The sequence below is a fragment of the Microbacterium terregens genome, assembly GCF_039534975.1.
Lineage (GTDB): Bacteria > Actinomycetota > Actinomycetes > Actinomycetales > Microbacteriaceae > Microbacterium > Microbacterium terregens.
In genome coordinates this window covers 3,117,430-3,133,602 of record NZ_BAAAWH010000001.1, presented here as the reverse complement: position 1 = coordinate 3,133,602, position 16,173 = coordinate 3,117,430, and the positions used below count along the sequence as shown (strand labels likewise).

Annotated in this window: 16 protein-coding genes; 11 read left to right on the top strand and 5 right to left on the bottom strand. The window is 67.7% G+C overall.

Going from position 1 to position 16,173, the window contains the following annotated elements; all coding sequences use genetic code 11:
- Positions 1-3 precede the first annotated feature (3 nt).
- The 10 genes from ABD655_RS14595 to ABD655_RS14550 all read left to right on the top strand — a co-directional run bounded on the left by ABD655_RS14595 (position 4) and on the right by ABD655_RS14550 (position 10,732).
- A complete protein-coding gene (locus ABD655_RS14595) occupies positions 4-552 on the top strand; it encodes a UGSC family (seleno)protein (RefSeq protein ID WP_344715024.1) in 549 nt (182 codons plus the stop codon).
- Positions 549-1,601 (top strand): hypothetical protein, encoded by a 1,053-nt coding sequence (locus ABD655_RS14590; RefSeq protein WP_344715023.1) that lies wholly within the window; start codon positions 549-551, stop codon positions 1,599-1,601. Before ABD655_RS14595 ends, ABD655_RS14590 begins: the two co-directional genes overlap by 4 nt.
- Complete coding sequence (locus ABD655_RS14585) at positions 1,598-2,461, top strand: SDR family NAD(P)-dependent oxidoreductase (protein WP_344715022.1); 864 nt, start codon at positions 1,598-1,600, stop codon at positions 2,459-2,461. The genes ABD655_RS14590 and ABD655_RS14585 overlap by 4 nt, the downstream gene beginning before the upstream one ends.
- 82 nt (positions 2,462-2,543) lie before the next feature.
- Positions 2,544-3,647 (top strand): zinc-dependent alcohol dehydrogenase, encoded by a 1,104-nt coding sequence (locus ABD655_RS14580; protein WP_344715021.1) that lies wholly within the window; start codon positions 2,544-2,546, stop codon positions 3,645-3,647.
- Between the two features lie 15 nt (positions 3,648-3,662).
- Positions 3,663-4,667 (top strand): amidohydrolase family protein, encoded by a 1,005-nt coding sequence (locus tag ABD655_RS14575; protein ID WP_344715020.1) that lies wholly within the window; start codon positions 3,663-3,665, stop codon positions 4,665-4,667.
- A 222-nt stretch (positions 4,668-4,889) separates the two neighbouring features.
- Entirely contained in the window at positions 4,890-6,668 is a 1,779-nt protein-coding gene (locus ABD655_RS14570; RefSeq protein WP_344715019.1) for an ABC transporter substrate-binding protein, read from the top strand.
- Positions 6,669-7,700 carry an ABC transporter permease gene (locus ABD655_RS14565; RefSeq protein WP_344715018.1) on the top strand — a complete coding sequence of 344 codons (1,032 nt, stop codon included), beginning with the start codon at positions 6,669-6,671 and terminating at the stop codon, positions 7,698-7,700.
- Complete coding sequence (locus tag ABD655_RS14560) at positions 7,687-8,568, top strand: ABC transporter permease (RefSeq protein WP_344715017.1); 882 nt, start codon at positions 7,687-7,689, stop codon at positions 8,566-8,568. Before ABD655_RS14565 ends, ABD655_RS14560 begins: the two co-directional genes overlap by 14 nt.
- The gene (locus ABD655_RS14555; RefSeq protein WP_344715016.1) at positions 8,565-9,635 is read left to right on the top strand and encodes an ABC transporter ATP-binding protein; all 1,071 of its coding nucleotides are present in this window, start codon (positions 8,565-8,567) and stop codon (positions 9,633-9,635) included. Before ABD655_RS14560 ends, ABD655_RS14555 begins: the two co-directional genes overlap by 4 nt.
- Positions 9,632-10,732, top strand: coding sequence for an ABC transporter ATP-binding protein (locus ABD655_RS14550; RefSeq protein ID WP_344715014.1), 1,101 nt, complete (start codon positions 9,632-9,634; stop codon positions 10,730-10,732). The genes ABD655_RS14555 and ABD655_RS14550 overlap by 4 nt, the downstream gene beginning before the upstream one ends.
- Here the strand turns inward: ABD655_RS14550 and ABD655_RS14545 are convergent.
- From ABD655_RS14545 to ABD655_RS14525, 5 genes are all read right to left on the bottom strand, one after another.
- Entirely contained in the window at positions 10,701-11,903 is a 1,203-nt protein-coding gene (locus ABD655_RS14545; RefSeq protein WP_344715013.1) for a pyridoxal phosphate-dependent aminotransferase, read from the bottom strand. The two genes, ABD655_RS14550 and ABD655_RS14545, sit on opposite strands and share 32 nt — an antisense overlap.
- Positions 11,904-12,103: 200 nt before the next feature.
- Entirely contained in the window at positions 12,104-12,442 is a 339-nt protein-coding gene (locus ABD655_RS14540; RefSeq protein ID WP_344715012.1) for a YciI family protein, read from the bottom strand.
- Between the two features lie 101 nt (positions 12,443-12,543).
- Positions 12,544-13,845, bottom strand: a complete 1,302-nt coding sequence (locus ABD655_RS14535) for an NtaA/DmoA family FMN-dependent monooxygenase (protein WP_344715011.1) — start codon at positions 13,843-13,845, stop codon at positions 12,544-12,546.
- Complete coding sequence (locus tag ABD655_RS14530; RefSeq protein ID WP_344715010.1) at positions 13,842-14,447, bottom strand: flavin reductase family protein; 606 nt, start codon at positions 14,445-14,447, stop codon at positions 13,842-13,844. Before ABD655_RS14530 ends, ABD655_RS14535 begins: the two co-directional genes overlap by 4 nt.
- Positions 14,444-14,992, bottom strand: coding sequence for an NADPH-dependent FMN reductase (locus ABD655_RS14525; RefSeq protein ID WP_344715009.1), 549 nt, complete (start codon positions 14,990-14,992; stop codon positions 14,444-14,446). The genes ABD655_RS14530 and ABD655_RS14525 overlap by 4 nt, the downstream gene beginning before the upstream one ends.
- A gap of 353 nt (positions 14,993-15,345) precedes the next feature.
- Between ABD655_RS14525 and ABD655_RS14520 the strand changes: the two genes are divergently transcribed.
- On the top strand, positions 15,346-16,167 hold the full coding sequence (locus tag ABD655_RS14520) for an IclR family transcriptional regulator (protein WP_344715008.1): 822 nt from the start codon (positions 15,346-15,348) through the stop codon (positions 16,165-16,167).
- The last annotated feature ends 6 nt before the right edge of the window (positions 16,168-16,173 follow it).

Below are 16,173 nucleotides of genomic sequence, written 5' to 3'. Positions count from 1 at the left end.
ACAATGCCCAACGCCATCCTGGATCCGACCGGGCGCGCAGCCGCCGCGACCGCGTCATCGCTCGCCGGACTCGCGCCCCGACCGGCAGACCTCACCGGACTGCGCGTCGGGCTGCTGGACAACACCAAGCACAACGCCCTTCTGTTCCTGCGCGAAGTGGGCAACCTGCTCGTCTCCGCGCACGGCGTTGCGGAGGTGAGCATCGTCGAGACCAAGGCGAACTTCTCCGTCCCCGTGGACGATTCCATCGTTGCTCGGTACGCGCAGGAGTGCGACGTCGTGGTCATCGGCGTGGGCGACTGCGGATCCTGCAGTGCTGCCGCCGTGGCGGACGGCATCAACTTCGAGCGCGCGGGTCTGCCGGCCGCGGTCGTTCTCACCGATGCGTTCCTGAGCACCGGCCGCATGATGGCCGAAGTGCAGGGCGCTCCCGACTACGAGTGGATCACGACGGAGCATCCCATGGCATCACTGACGCCCGACGAGGTGCGCGCGCGCGCCGAGGGGCTGCTTCCCCAGATTCTCGACACCCTTGCGCAGGCCGCCTCGTGAGCGTCGCCGAGCTGGATGCCGATGCCGCGCAGCTCGCCGTCGAGCACTGCTACGAGCAGGGCTGGTCGGACGGATTACCCCTGGTCCCCGCAACGCGTCCGCTCGTGGAGAAGTTCCTCGCTGCTGCGGGCCGGCCGGCGGACGAGGTCATCGGCCACATGCCCCAACTCGATCGGTCGGTCACCGTCGAGCTCGCCGCCATCAACGCCATCATGGCCGGATGCCTGCCGGAATACTTCCCCGTGGTGCTTGCCGCGTGGGAGGCCCTCATGAACGAGCGCGCCGCCAAGGGCGGTGGGTGGCAGTCCACGAGCGGTCCCGCTCCGCTGATCATCGTGAACGGGCCGATCCGCAACGAGCTCGGCTTCAACAGCACCGGCGGGGTGTTCGGGCCGGGCTTCCGTCCGAATGCGACCGTGGCCCGGGCGATCGGCCTGATCGTGCGCAACGTCTTCGGCGTGCACCCGCATGAGCTCGAGCAGGCCACCCAAGGACTGCCGGGCCGTTGGTCCATCTGCATCGCGGAGAACGAGGAGGAGAGCCCGTGGGCCCCACTCGCCGCGGACCGCGGAGTGACCGGCAACGCCGTCACGGCAACCCTGCTGCGCACATCCGAGTACGTCGACAACCGGCACACGACCGACCCTGAACTGCTGCTCGGCGACTTCGCCGACACCATCGGCCGCTCCGGGTCTTTGATCTTCAAGCACGCGCTCGTCGGGGTCATCCTCTGCCCCGAGCACGCCAACCTCCTCGCCACCGCCGGCTACAGCCGTTCGGATGTCGCGGCCTGGCTCGCGGATCACTCGGGGCGCACGACCGGGCAGCTCGCTCGTGCCGGCAAGGACCACAACGACGGAGCGGGCGTGCGCTTCCCCGGAACCGGCGAGCCTGCCGAGGATTTTCAGCGCACCATCGCCCCCGGGGCCGAGGACCGCATGCTGATCGCCGTGGCGGGCTCCCGCAACGCCGGCATCTCGATGGTCGTCCGCTACTTCGCCGACTGGTCGGGCAACTCGGTCGCCATCCGTTCAGGAGACATCTCATGACAGCCATCGACCTCATCGACCCGCTCTCGGATCCGCTCGGGGGTGTGGGGGAGCAGAAGATGCTCGGACGCCGCGCGCTCGTGACCGGGGCCGGCCAGAACGGCGATCTGCCCGGCGTGGGCTACTCCATCGCGCTGCTGCTGGCTTCGCACGGTGCCGGCGTCGCGGTCCTGGACCGCTCCGCAGAGGCCGCGCAGCGCACGGTCGACCGCATCGTCGCCGACGGGGGCGAGGCGTTCGCCGTGGTCGCGGATGCCACCGACGACCTCGCCTGCGAGCGTGCCGTCGCCGAGGCGGTGCAGGCACTGGGTGGTCTGGACACGGTGGTCAACAACGTCGCCAGCGGCGATCGCGCCGGCATCTTCGATGTCACGCCGGAGCGCTTCGAGCAGCTCATCCAGATCAACCTCATGTCGGCGTGGTACGTGACGCGTCACGTGGCGCCGATCCTGCCCCGCGGCAGTTCGATCCTGAACATCTCGTCCGTCGGCGTCAGCTCGCGCGGTCCCGGCATGCCGTACTGCGTGGCCAAGGCGGGAGTCGAGAACCTCACCCAGGGGTCTGCGACCACACTCGGACCGCAGGGCATCCGTGTCAACTGCATCGAGGTCGGCGGTATCTGGGGATCCTTCGCCGCGGCGAACATGGACGAGTCCATGCGCGAGCCCCGCCGGATGGCCACCACGCTGAAGACCGAGGGCTCGGCCTGGGACATCGCCCACGCCGCCTTCTTCCTGCTGAGCGACGCCGCACGATGGATCACCGGCCAGATCCTGGCCGTGGACGGCGGCCCCGCCGCCTACTACCCACCGGGCCCGCCCATCACCTCCGTAGCCAAGAGCGGCCAGGCCCCCGCCTGAACGTTTCGCCGTCCCGCCCGCAGGGCACGCCCCCGGTGGCCCGGCTCGCCTTCACCCACCCCCACAGAGATGAGACTCCTTCATGACCGAGATGGTCCGCGCAGCTGTTCAGACAGGTCCCCGTCAAATCGAGATGCGGGAATTCGCCCGCCCGAAGATCGGGCCCGATGACGGTCTCCTCCGCGTCGAGGCCAACGGCATCTGCGGAAGCGATGTCGAGATCTACCGGGGACACATCGGCTCGCACCCGACCCCGTTCATCCCCGGGCACGAGCCCATGGGCATCATCGCCGAGCTGGGCGACCGCGCAGCCGAGCGCTGGGGCGTGCAGGTCGGGGACCGCGTGGCGCTCGAAGTCATCGTTCCGTGCCGTGCGTGCAACGACTGCCTGACCGGGCGATACCAGGCCTGCCGCTTCCGCAAGTACGGCCACGGCGTGACCGGCATCGACGTCGAGCCCAGCCTGTGGGGCGGATTCGCCGAGTACATGTACATCTCGCCGAACTCGGTGCTGCACAAGATCGACAAGAGTCTTCCGGCCGAGATCGCAGCGATGTACAACCCGCTCGGCGCGGGCGTGCGCTGGGCCGTCGACCTCGGCGAGGTCGGCCTGGGCGACACCCTGGTCGTACTCGGTGCCGGTCAGCGCGGACTCGCGGCGGTCATCGCGGCGAAGGCCGTGGGCGCCTCCAACGTCATCATCACCGGCTTGGCCTCCGATGCGCACAAGCTCGAGGTGGCGCGTGAGCTCGGTGCCGATCACACCATCATCGTCGGCGAGGACGGGCAGGACATCGTCGAGGCGGTCACCCAGATCACCGACGGCCGGATGGCCGATGTGGCCCTGGATCTCACGCCGATGGCTGCGGGGCCGGTCACCGACGCACTGAAGGTCGTCCGCCACGGCGGCCGGGTCGTTCTGGCCGGGCTCAAGGGTGGACGCGAGATTCCTCTGGTCACCGACCTCATCATCAACCGTGCGCTCACGATCAAGGGAGCGTTCGGCGTCGACGCATCGGCCAACAAGCGCGCGATCGAGCTGCTCGAATCGGGACGCTTCCCGCTCGCGAAGCTGCACACCCACACCTTCGGCCTGGATGAGGTGGGTCTGGCGATCGACACGCTCGCCGGCGACACCGACGACAAGTCCGCCATCCACGTCTCGGTTCACCCGAGCTTCGCCTGATCGACAGGAATCCCCATGATTATCGACGCACACGCCCATCTGCTCCCGAAGGACTATCCCAGCGACGCTCCCGCGTGCTTCCCGCACATGGAGCCCATCGACGGCAGCACCGATCGCCTGCTCGTCTTCGACAAGATGCGCTTCCCCGCGAAGGAGGTCTTCTTCGAGGCCGAGCGCCGCATCGAGGCGCAGGATGCCTCGGGTGTCGACGCCGAGGTGGTCAGCCCGATGCCTCCGCTGCTGCGCTACGACCTGCCCAAGGCGGACGGTCTCGCGCTGGCGCGCCACGTCAATGACTTCGCGGCCGAGCTGAGCGCACACGCTCCCGATCGGATCATCGGCCTCGGCATGGTGCCGATGCAGGATCCGGATGCCGCGACCGCGGAGCTGGCAGCCATCAAGGAGTCGGGTCTGGCGGGAGTCGAGATCGCATCGAACGTCCTCGGCAGCTCCATCGGCGACGAGAAGTTCCTCCCCTTCTTCCAGGAGGTGGAGAAACTCGGGCTCTCGGTCTTCGTGCACGCGATGCCCGCACCGATGGACCGCCTGCCGATGTCGGCGATGGGAACCTACGTGGTCGGCATCGAGGGCATGTTCGCCGCGGCGTCCTTGATCCTCGGCGGGACCGCGGCGGCCTGCCCGGACCTGCGGATCTCGTTCAGCCACGCGGCCGGCGGCCTGGCCATGATGCTTCCCCGTGCGAATTACTTCTGGGGCGGCTCCTGGAACGAGGAACCCAAGAACCTCGACCGTGCGGTCATGCCGGACGACGGCCCATCGCCGCTGGAGATGGCTCGGCGCTTCTACTACGACTCGATGGTGTTCGACGCGCGGACGATCCGCTACCTGGTCGACCTGCTCGGTGCCGACCGGCTCCTGGTGGGTTCGGACTTCCCCGCGATGCTGCGCGAGGAACCGGCGGCCAAGACGCTCCGGTCGATGGATCTGCCCGAGGCGGAGTGGGAGGACATCAGCTGGAAGAACGCTCTCCGCTGGCTGGGCCGGGAGGCCGTCGCCTGACCTCCTGACCCGCTGAGCACCGACGCAGCGCACCGATCAGACCCTCGTCTGCGGTGCGCTGCGTCGTGCGTCGGGGGCGCATCGGCGGGGGTCTTTCGTCGGATGGAAGTGACATAGATCGACGTCCGCGCCTCGGCAAGACTGCCCAAGGAGTTAGTTCCGGCTCAAAGATGACCGCGGATCTGCGCGATCGCCGTCGCCGCTCAAGACAAGGGAATTCACATGACAAGAATCCGCAAGAGCGGACGGTCGGCGATACGCCTGATCGGCACGCTCGCCCTGGCAACAGGAATCGTCGTTTCGGCCGCCGGCTGCTCCGGTGACGCCGGTGGAGGCACCGGTTCCGACGGTGCCTCGGGAGAACCCACGCCCGGCGGTGAGATCACGGTGCTGCTGGATGCCGGCTTCGCCGGAGGCTGGGCGACCGGCCTGGACCCCGCCACGAGCAACACGACCGGTGCGAACCTCGCGCAGAACGCCGCCATCTTCGGCGGACTGTTCACGCTCGAGCCGGACGGTGGCGGTGGCAAGATCGTTCCCAACCAGGCCGAGAGCTTCGAGTGGTCCGATGACGGCCTCACGCTGTCCATCACGCTGCGCGACGGGATCACGTTCTCCGACGGCACCCCCCTGAACGCCGAAGCGGTCGTGTGGAACTGGATCCGCGCACTGAACTCCGGCAGCACGGGCGCGCCCCGCCTGCAGCTGAACCTCGACGAGCCCGCCCCCGCGCTCAGCGAAGAATTCATGACGAGCCTGTGGGCAGCCCTGCCCGCGGACGTCGACAAGGCGACCGTCCAGAAGCACCTCGGAGCGATGCAGGCAGTCGACGAGCACACGGTCACGCTCGCCCTGCGCAACATCGACGGTTCCCTCATCAACGGCTTCCCGACGTCGAGCCTGAACCTGATCGGATCACCGACCGCATACGCGGAGCTGGGTGCTGACGCGTTCAGCCTGAGCCCCGTCGCGGCAGGTCCGTTCATCGTCACCGCCGACAGCCTGAGCGAACGCCTCGAGCTGGAGAAGAACCCCGACTACTTCAAGTCCGGCCTCCCGTACCTCGACGCGATAAACTTCCAGTCCGTCGCGGGCGACCAGGTCGCATACCAGACGCTGCTTGCCGGACAGGGCGACGTGATCGAGGGCCTCAGTTCGGTGCCGCTCATCACCGAAGCCAAGGCCAACCCCGACGTGGCCGTGCACCTGGGTGCCCCGACCTCCCCGTACGTCGTGCAGCTGAACTCGCGTACCGCACCGTTCGATGACATCAAGGCGCGAGAGGCGATCTACTACGCGACCGACTTCGCCGCGATCAACAAGGGCCTGTTCAAGGACGAGGGCGAGCTGAGTCAGTCGTTCACCGCATCGGGTGGCCTCTTCTTCAACCCCGAGGTTCCCGGCTACCGCGCGTACGACCTCGACAAGGCCAAGGCGCTCGTCAAGGAGCTCGGCGGGCTGACGGTCAACCTCGGCACGACGGACATCGTCACGGCGCGCTCGGTGACCACGGCTCTTCAGACACAGTGGGCAGAGGCCGGCATCGATGTGGAGATCAGCGCTGAGCCGCTGGGCGACGTGATCACGCGCTTCATCACGGGTGACTGGCAGTCGCTGCTCCAGACGGCGGGCGCATGGGACCCGTCGGTGGGCATCGGCGTCGGTGTTCGGTTCGGCTCCACGTCCCCGTTCAGCGGTGCGCCGCTGCCCGAGGGCGCGACATCCGGCGCAGACGCGCTGGCCAAGGGGCTCGAGACCGAGCTCGATGTCCTCCTCCGCGAAGCGGTGGGCACGAACGACGACGACGAGCGGGACGCGAAGTACCAGGAGATCGCGAAGTTCATCTCCGACGAGGCGTACGCACCGTTCGGCATGGCGTTCTCGCCGGCTCAGGTCATGCGCGCAGGCGTCCACGGCCCCGGACTGGACGTCGCCATTCCGGCGCTGTCCGTCAACCAGGGCGTGCTGTACGACCGGGTGTGGGTAGAGAGCGGGAAATAGGTGGCCATCACGGAGGCCACTACCAGCATCCGGACCGAGGAGCGCGTCAGCGCCCTCGGCCGGGTGGTGGGTTCCCCCCTCGTCCGATTGATCGTGCGTCGGGTCGCGATCGCGATCCCGCTGCTGCTGGCGATCAGCATCCTCGTGTTCGCACTGCTGGAGGCGATCCCGGGGGACCCCGCTCGCAACCAGGCGGGCATGGATGCCACGGAAGAGGAGGTCGAGGCCCTTCGCGTGCGGATGGGCCTCGACCGCCCCGCGGTGGAGCGATATCTCTCCTGGCTGGGCGGATTCGTCACCGGCAACCTCGGCAAGTCGTCCATCAGCGGGCAGCAGGTCACCACGCTGCTGGCCGAACGGGTGCCGGTGACGGTGGAACTGGTGGTCTTGGCCTTCGTGGTCTCGCTCGCCCTGGCATTGCCGGTCGCCCTCATGGCGGCCCGCAAGCCGGGTGGCTTCTTCGACCGGGTGGTGATGGTCATCTCCATGACCCTTCTGGCCGTTCCCAATTACGTCATGGCGCTGCTGCTGGTGCTCGTGTTCGCGGTGCTCCTGCGGGCACTGCCCGCCATCGGCTACGTCCCGATCCAGGACGGGCTGCTGCTCAACCTGCGTTCCGTGACACTGCCCGTGCTCGCACTGGCGATTCCCTTGGCCGCTTTCTACGCCCGATTCCTGCGGGGTGACCTCGTCGAGCAGATGAACTCCGCCGACTACGTCGAAACCGCCCGCGCGAAGGGCGTCGGGCCCTGGAAGGTGCTCTGGCGGCATGCCTTCCGCAACTCGTCCTTCGGTCTCCTGACGCTCGTGGGACTCAACATCGGAGGCCTGGTCGGTGGCACCGTCATCATCGAGCAGATCTTCTCCATGCCGGGGCTCGGTGTGCTGATGCTGCAGGGCGTGATGTCCCGCGACACCGCCGTCGTCCAGATCTGCGTCTTCATCTTCGCGGCGGTCGCGGTCCTCGCGAACCTCGTCGTCGATGTCCTGTACGCCGTGCTCGATCCAAGGATTCGCTATGGCAATCGCTGACGCCTCCGTAGGGGCCGCCCTCATCCCGACCTCCGTGCCTCGCAGCGAGGCATGGGGAAAAATCCGCCGCAAGCTGGTGGTGGGGGTTCCGGCGGGACTGGTCTTCCTGCTGCTGTTCGTCTGCTTCATCGGCCCGTTCTTCCTCCCGCTCGCACCGCCGACCGGCGGCAGCGTGCTGGACAGCGGTCTGCCCCCGGGCACCCCGGGGCACCCGCTCGGCACCGACGTCAACGGAAACGACGTCCTGTCCCGGCTGATCTACGGGGGCCGAGCCTCTCTGATGATCGCCATCGCGGTCAACGCGATCGGCCTCATCGTCGGAGGTGTCGTCGGCGCGATCTCCGGATTCCTCGGCGGCAAGATCGACACCCTGATCATGCGCGGCCTGGACGTGCTGATCGCGTTCCCTTCGCTGGTGCTGACGATTGCGATCGCGCAGATCCTCGGACCCAGCCTGCCCAACACCATCCTGGCGCTGTCGGCGTTCAGCATCCCCGCGGTCGCACGTATCGCTCGCTCGGCCACCCTCCGGATCGCGAACATGCCGTTCATCCAGGCCGCTGATCTGAGCGGCAGCACCACATGGCGCACGCTGACGCGTCACATCGCGCCGAACATCATCCCGCAGATGCTGAACTTCGCCCTCCTGGGCATGGGAATCGTCATCGTCACCGAGGGCGCCCTGAGCTTCCTCGGGATGGGGGTCCCGGCGCCCGCACCCAGCTGGGGAAACATGATCTACGAAGGGCAGCAGTCGCTGTCGGCGACGCCGCTCCTCGTGTTGTGGCCGAGCCTGGCGCTGCTGGTCACGGTGCTGTCCTTCAACCTGCTCGGCGAGAACCTGAGAGATGAGATGAACGGTCGATGAGCACGCTGCAGCAGATCGCCGACACGGCGGAGAGGACGCAGGAACCCGAGACGGTCCTGGCCGTCGACGACCTTCGCGTCACGTTCACCCGCGGTGGCAAACCCGTGCACGCCGTGGGGGGTATCTCCTACGAGCTCAAGGCCGGTCGGATGCTGGCGATCATCGGCGAGTCCGGATCGGGCAAGTCCGTCGGGGTCCGTGCCTTGATGGGGCTCCTCCCGCCGAGCGCCCGGGTCGAAGGGTCCGCCCGCCTCGCCGGCACAGAACTGGTGGGCATGGACGAACGGTCCATGCGGAGGATCCGCGGCAACGACATCGCGATGGTCTTCCAGGACCCGGCGCGTTCCCTCAACCCGACCATGAGCGTCGGGGCGCAGATCTCTGAGGCCGTCCGCACCCACCGCAAGGACGTCAAGAAGGCCGAGGCGGCCGAGCGGGTCATCGAGCTGCTCAAGCTGGTTCGCCTGCCCGCGCCGGAGCGTCGCTTCCACGAGTACCCTCACCAGCTGTCCGGCGGCATGCGCCAGCGCGTCATGATCGCGATCGCCCTCGCCTCCAACCCGAAGGTGCTGATCGCCGACGAGGCCACGACGGCATTGGACGTCACGACGCAGGCGCAGATCATGGAGCTGCTCGTCGACCTCCAGGACCGGCTCGGCACTGCTGTCGTCATGATCAGCCACGATCTCGGGTTAGCGGCCAGTTACGCGCACGAAGTGCTGGTGATGTACGGCGGCCGCATCGTCGAGCAGTCCGACACCGCGTCACTGTTCGGCAACGTCCGCATGCCGTACACGAAGGCGCTGCTCGGGGCCATCCCGCAGCTGTCGACGCCCCCGCACGCGCTGCTCCCCGTGATCGGCGGGCAGCCGCCGGACCTTTCGGCGCTGCCCTCGGGATGCGCATTCGCGCCGCGCTGTCCACGCGCGACGGCAGAGTGCCTCGTGCGGCCGGAGCTGGTCGAGCACGAACCGAATCACAAGTACGCATGCTGGCATCCGCACCTTGACGGCGCCGCACCCGAAATGATCGCCGCTGAATTGTCGGCGCAGGAGGACGTCAGGTGACGCAGATCGTGGACGAGAGGTTGCCGCAGGCGACCGACTCGAAAGAGACCCTTCTGTCGGTCCGGCACATCGTGCAGGAGTACGTCAGCCGCGGACCCGGGAACGTCAAGGCCGGAGTGGTGCACGCCGTCTCGGATGTCTCCTTCGATCTGGGGGTCGGCGAGACACTCGGTGTGGTGGGCGAGACCGGATCGGGAAAGTCGACTCTCGCACGCGCGGCGATCCAGGTGGAGCGTCCCAAATCCGGCGAGGTGTGGTTCAAGGGGCGCAACCTCGTGGAGCTGTCCCGGCGCGAGCTGAAAGAGTCTCGCCGCGACATCCAGATGGTGTACCAGGACCCGTTCGGCTCGCTCAACCCGAAGTGGCGGATCGAGGACGTCGTCGCCGAACCGCTGGTCGGTCACACGAAGATGGACCGCACGCAGAGACGCGCCCGCGTGCGGGAGCTGCTCGATCTGGTCGGTCTGAATCCCGACATCTACCTGCGCCGGCGCCCTCTCGAGCTGTCCGGTGGACAGGCGCAGCGCGTGGCGATCGCGCGTGCCATCGCGACCAACCCGGCTCTCATCGTGTGCGACGAGGCGATCTCTTCGCTCGACGTCCTCATCCAGGCGCAGGTGATGAACCTGTTCGAGAAGCTCCGCGCCGAGTTCGGCCTCTCTTATGTGTTCATCGCGCACGATCTGGCCCGAGTGAAGCAGCTGAGCGACCAGGTGGCCGTCATGCACCTGGGTCAGCTTGCGGAGATCGGACCGGCTGAGCAGGTGTACGCCACGCCCCGGCATCCGTACACCAAGGCGCTGCTGGATTCCATCCCGGGCCTGGATCCGGACACCGGTATCGCGCGCAGACCCGTAACGCTCAAGGGCGAGCCGCCCTCACCGCTGCATCCGCCGTCGGGGTGCCGGTTCCGCACTCGGTGTCCCCGAGCGCAGGACAAGTGCGCGGTGGAGGAGCCGTTGCCCCGCGACCTCGGGGGAGGGCACAAGGTGGCGTGCCACTTCCCGCTCGAGGTGCCGACCGTTTCTGTGGAGTCGCTGCGCGCGACGATGCCGACGTCGCGGGCTATGACGCGAACAGCTCCTGCATCCGCGTGATCCCCTCGAGCAGCGCCTCGTCTCCGAGGGCGTACGACAGGCGCAGGTAGCCGCTGGGGCCGAAGGCTTCGCCGGGCACCACGGCCACCTCGATCTCGTCGAGGATGAGGTCGGCCAGCTGAAGCGACGTCGTCGGGGTCTGACCGCGCCACTCGCGGCCGAGCAGGCCCCGCACGTCGGGGTAGACGTAGAAGGCGCCGAGCGGATTCGGCACCGAGACGCCGTCGATCTGCGCGAGGCCGTCGACGATCAGGCGACGGCGGCGGTCGAAGGCGAGCCGGAACTCCTCCGCCTCGGTCTGCGGACCGGTGAGGGCGGCCAGCGCCGCGCGCTGTGCGACGTTGTTCACGTTGCTGGACAGGTGCGACTGCAGGTTCGCCGCGAGCTTGATGGCGTCCTTCGGCCCGACCATCCACCCCACGCGCCAGCCTGTCATCGCGTAGGTCTTCGCCACGCCGTTCACGAGGATCGTCTGGGCTGCGGCTTCCGGAACCGCCTCGACGATGGAGACCGCCCTGGCACCCTCGTACACGAGGTTCTGGTAGATCTCGTCCGAGATGATCCAGATGCCGTGCTCGAGGGCCCACTCGCCGATCGCCTTGGTCTCCGCGGGCGTGTAGACGGCGCCGGTGGGGTTGGACGGTGAGACGAACACCAGCACGGTCGTCTTGTCGGTGCGAGCGGCTTCGAGCTGCTCGACGGTGACCTTGTAGTCCTGCTCGGCTCCGGCGAAGACCTCGACGGGAATGCCGTCAGCCAGCGCGATCGCCTCGGGGTAGGTGGTCCAGTACGGCGCGGGAAGGAGCACCTCGTCACCGGGGTTCACGACCGCCTGGAACGCCTGATAGACCGCCTGCTTGCCGCCGTTGGTGACGACGATCTGGGATGCCTCCACCTCGAGTCCCGAGTCGCGCAGGGTCTTGGCGGCGATCGCCTCGCGCAGGACCGGAAGGCCCATCGCCGGCGTGTAGCGGAAGTTGGATGGGTCGTGCAGGGCCTCGGCCGCGGCATCCACGATGAACTGCGGAGTGGAGAAGTCCGGCTCACCCGCCGCGTAGCTGATGACCGGTCGTCCGGCGGCTTGCAGCGCCTTCGCCTTCGCGTCGACTTTGAGGGTCGCCGACTCGGCGATGGCACTGAGTTTCTGGGAGAGCGGGGCGCGTTCTGTCACGTTTCGAGCGTAGTCGCACGCGCCAACTCGCGCCGAGTCGCCGGGCACCGCCCCACCCACCCGCTCGCCTGTCACAACGCGCCGGCCGGGCGCGCAGAACGCGACAGGGGAGCGTCCGTATCGGGCTCACGCGGGACGCGGAGCGCCGGAGTGCCGGAGCGCCGGGGCGCGACCCTGGCACGCGCGCCCCGACGGACCGGTCAGTCCAGCTCGAGCGGCCAGAACGGACGCAGCTCGATCGTGCCGTGCGTGGCCATCGGATGCCGCGTCGCGACCTCGATCGCCTGCTCGATCGTGTCGCACTCCAACAGGTCGAAGCCGGCGATCCACTCGTGCGTCTCGACGAAGGGTCCGTCGGTCACGCTCACCTTGCCGTTGCGTCGACGGACGGTCTTCGCGTCGGACGGCGGCCGCAGTCGGTCCCCGTCCAGGTTGACGCCGCTCTGCGCGGTCTCCTGCACCCACTCCTCGATCGTGAGGACGGGTTCTTCGTCCGTGGTGAGGTCCGGATCGGCTACCACGAGCATCAAAAACTTCATCGTGTGTCCCTTCTGTTCAGCGACGTTACGTGAAGGACGTCGAACGCCGCGCCGGCGGATCGACAAATACGCCGAAGAGTCTCCGTGGGCGGCTGCGGCCGCTAGCGCGCCTCGGCGCCCATGCGCTCGCGCAGAGTGTCGCCGGTGTAGTCGGCCTGGAAGTAACCGCGTTCCTGCAACTCGGGAACGAGCAGGGTCAGCATCGCGTCCATTCCATCGGGGAAGCTGGGCGGGTTGAGATTGAAGCCGTCGCAGGCCCGCCTGTCGAACCACTCGATCATGCTGTCCGCGATCGTGCTCGGCGTGCCGATCATCCAGCGATGACCGACGGCACGCGCGAGCTCGACCATGAGCTCCCCGACCGTCATCGACTCGGCCATACCCCGGTAGATGCGCCAGCGCTCCTGACGCTCGGGCGAGTCCACGAGCCGATCCAGGGGAATGCGGTCGGTCATCTCGAGGTCGCTGATGTCGACGTCGAGCATTCCGGACACCACCGCCCGGCCCGCGGTCGGCTCGATGCCGTTCGCGAGGTCGGCGGCCAGGTCCTGGGCCTCGGCGAGTGTCCTGCCGACGAACGGCATGATGCCGGGGAGGATCTTCACCTTCTCCGCGTCGCGGCCCTTCGAGCGGACGACCTTCTTGTAGTCGTCGTAGAAGGAGATCGCCTTGTCCAGGTCCGGCTGGATCGTGTAGATCGCGTCCGCGACGGAAGAACCCAGTTGGATGCCGGCGGGAGACTGACCGGCCTGCACGATGAGCGGGTGCCCCTGCGGCGGACGGGGCATGTTGAGCGCGCCCTTGACCGAGAAGAACTCGCCCACGTGGTCGATGTCGTGCACGCGATCGGACTCGACCCAGATGGCGCGCTCGCGGTCGTTGACGATGGCGTCGACGTCCCAGCTGTCCCACAGGGCCTTCACCACATGCACGAACTCCGTTGCGCGCCGGTATCGGTCCTCCGGAGCGGGCATGACCTCCATCCCGAAGTTCCGGTTGCCGCTCACCGAGGTCACCACGTTCCACCCGGCGCGTCCGTCGCTGAGCAGATCCAGTCCGGCGAACTGCCGTGCCACGCTGTAGGGCTGCGAATAGGTGGTGGATGCCGTCCCGAGCAGCCCGATCTTCGACGTGTGACCGATGAGGGCGCTGAGGGTCGAGATGGGCTCATACACGGAGACGCCGCGTACGCTGTTCGCCCGGATGCTGCCGGCGTCGTTGCTGTCCGCGAAGAAGATGGCGTGGAGCTTGGCGGCTTCGGCGGCCTTGGCCATGTCCGCGACGATGCTCAGCCTGCTGACCTCTTCGGACCTGCTGTTCGGCTGCCGCCACGCGTCGCTGTGGTAGCCGAAGCTCAGCATGAACATCGTCAGAATCATCTGACGATGACGTGGTTCTGTCATCGCGGTGCTCCATTCGCTTGCGCGCCCGAGGCGGGCGCCGTGACCTCATGGTGTGCGCTCGGCGAGCCCGTGGGAGACGGCGTTCCGCTCAGCTCGTGGTATCGCCCCCGGTAGAAGATCAGCGGCGCCGCGGCGGCGGGCTCCGCTCGGCCCAGGCTCCGCACGTGTCCGATGACGATGAGGTGGTCCCCGGCCTCGTGCTCGGCCCAGACCTCGCAGTCGACCCAGAGCAGCGACTCGCGCAACAAGGGGTTCCCGGAGGGCGACTCGGTCCACTCGACCCCGGCCCATCGATCCACGCCCTTGCGCGCGAACCGCGCCGACATCCCGCGCTGTCCGGCGGAGAGGACATTGACGGCGAACCGTCCGGACCTTCGCAGGCGCGGGTAGGAGTCCGACGTGCGCATCACACTGATGGACACGAGCGGCGGTTCCATGGAGACGCTGTAGAACGACTGGCAGGTGAACCCCACCGCCCCGTCGTCATCGGCGCCGGTGACCACCGTCAGCCCCGAGGCGTAATGGCCGAGGGCATCGCGGAATCCGGCGCTGTCGAAGTCGCGGGCGTCCCGTTCGCCCGAAACCGCCGCGCGCGTTCTCATGCTCTCGGCCTGACTGTCGCCGAATCGGTCAGGGCGGATCCGAGCGCGGCGACCCGCTCGATCTGCGCGCGATACTCGTCGGCGGCGCTTCGCACCTGCGGGCCGAGCGCGTTCATCTGACCCGTCACGAAGTAGAACCCGCGACCCGGGACGACGGCGCCCAGTTCGAGGAGGAGGGGGATCAGGCCGAAGGAGGGGCCGAGGGAGTGCGCCAGGTCCGCGCCCGTCTGCACCGGCACCGCGACCACGCCCTGCAGCCCGTTCGCCGGGTAACGATCGAGGAAGGCCTTGAGCAGGCCGGTGTACGTCGCCTTGTAGGTCGGCGATCCGAACAGAACCAGGTCGGACTCCGCGACCGCGGTGTTCAGCTCGGCCATCTCATCAGAGGGCCAGGAGAACATCTGGTCGGCGTGCTCGACGAGATCGATCACTCGCAGCGAGTGCTCGCTTGCGCCGATGATCGCCTGCGCGAGCTCCAGCGCCACGGTGAGTGTGCGGGACTGCGGCTTCGGGTTGCCGACGACGATGCTGACTCTCAGCGTCATGGCTGCCTCCTCTGGCTTCGTTGCTGAAGGGGATGGCGTCCCACGCGATCGAGAGATCCGAGCGGTCGTTGCGACGCCTCGTAATCCCTCAAGATCTTTTGGCCTGAAGGGGGTGCAACGGCTTACGCTGCTCGACGAACGTAACACATTCAGTTAGCCTGAAAACAAGGTCGGGCGAATGCTTCCCATCAGGTGAAAGTCGCGTTCCCCTTACCCCGCAGGTGTTCGATATTGGAAGGCACCAGCAGGTACACCCGGACGTTTTGAGCAGCTCCGCGGTTGCGGAAGTTCGCGCTCATGTTCGCCCGGCGGTGCGTCATGGCTGACGCTCCAGGACCACGGAGGACAGACCTATGGATGAGACCCCTGCCGACCCGTCGGCCAAGCGGACGGCGGCCGCACGCGTCCTGGCACTGCTGGGTGCGTTCTCTCGGGGCGGCGGCTCGCTGAATCTCTCCGAGATCAGCCGGTACGCGGACCTCTCGCTGACCACCACTCACCGGCTCGCGAAAGAAGTGCTGGAGTGGGGCGGTCTCGAGCAGGACTGCGATGGGCGCTATCGGCTGGGGCGCAAGATCCTCGACCTGGCCTCCGCCTCGACGGACGCACTCCGGCTTCGTGAAATGGTGCTGCCGCATCTGGTCGACCTGCACCGCTACACCGGTTTGACCGTGCACCTCGCCGCCCGCGACGGTGCGGACGTGGTTTATCTGGAAGCACTGCGTGCGCATCCGAACTACACGGGTGAGAACAAGATCGGCGGCCGCATGCGGTTGCACGCGACGGCGACCGGACTCGTTCTGCTCGCCCATTCCGCCTCGGAGGTCGTCGACGAGTACGTGCGCGAGCCGATGAAGGTGTACACGCCGAAGACGATCCGCGATGAGCAGACCCTTCGGGAGAGCCTCAAGATCGTGCGGCGCCAAGGGTTCGCGATCGGCAGCCAGTTCGTGACGATGCGTGCGGGGTCGATCGCCGCGCCGATCGTGAATGCCGAAGGCGTGGTGGATGCCGCGGTCGGCGTGGTCTACCTGCTCGGCGAGAGCGACCCCAATCGCCTCGCCGACCACGTTCGCGCTGCGGCCAATCGCATGTCGCGCGCGCTCGCCGAGAAGCCCGCCCCGCTGGATCCGCGCACCATCGAATTCAACCGCCGCCACGCAGGTTTCGCCTGATTCAGG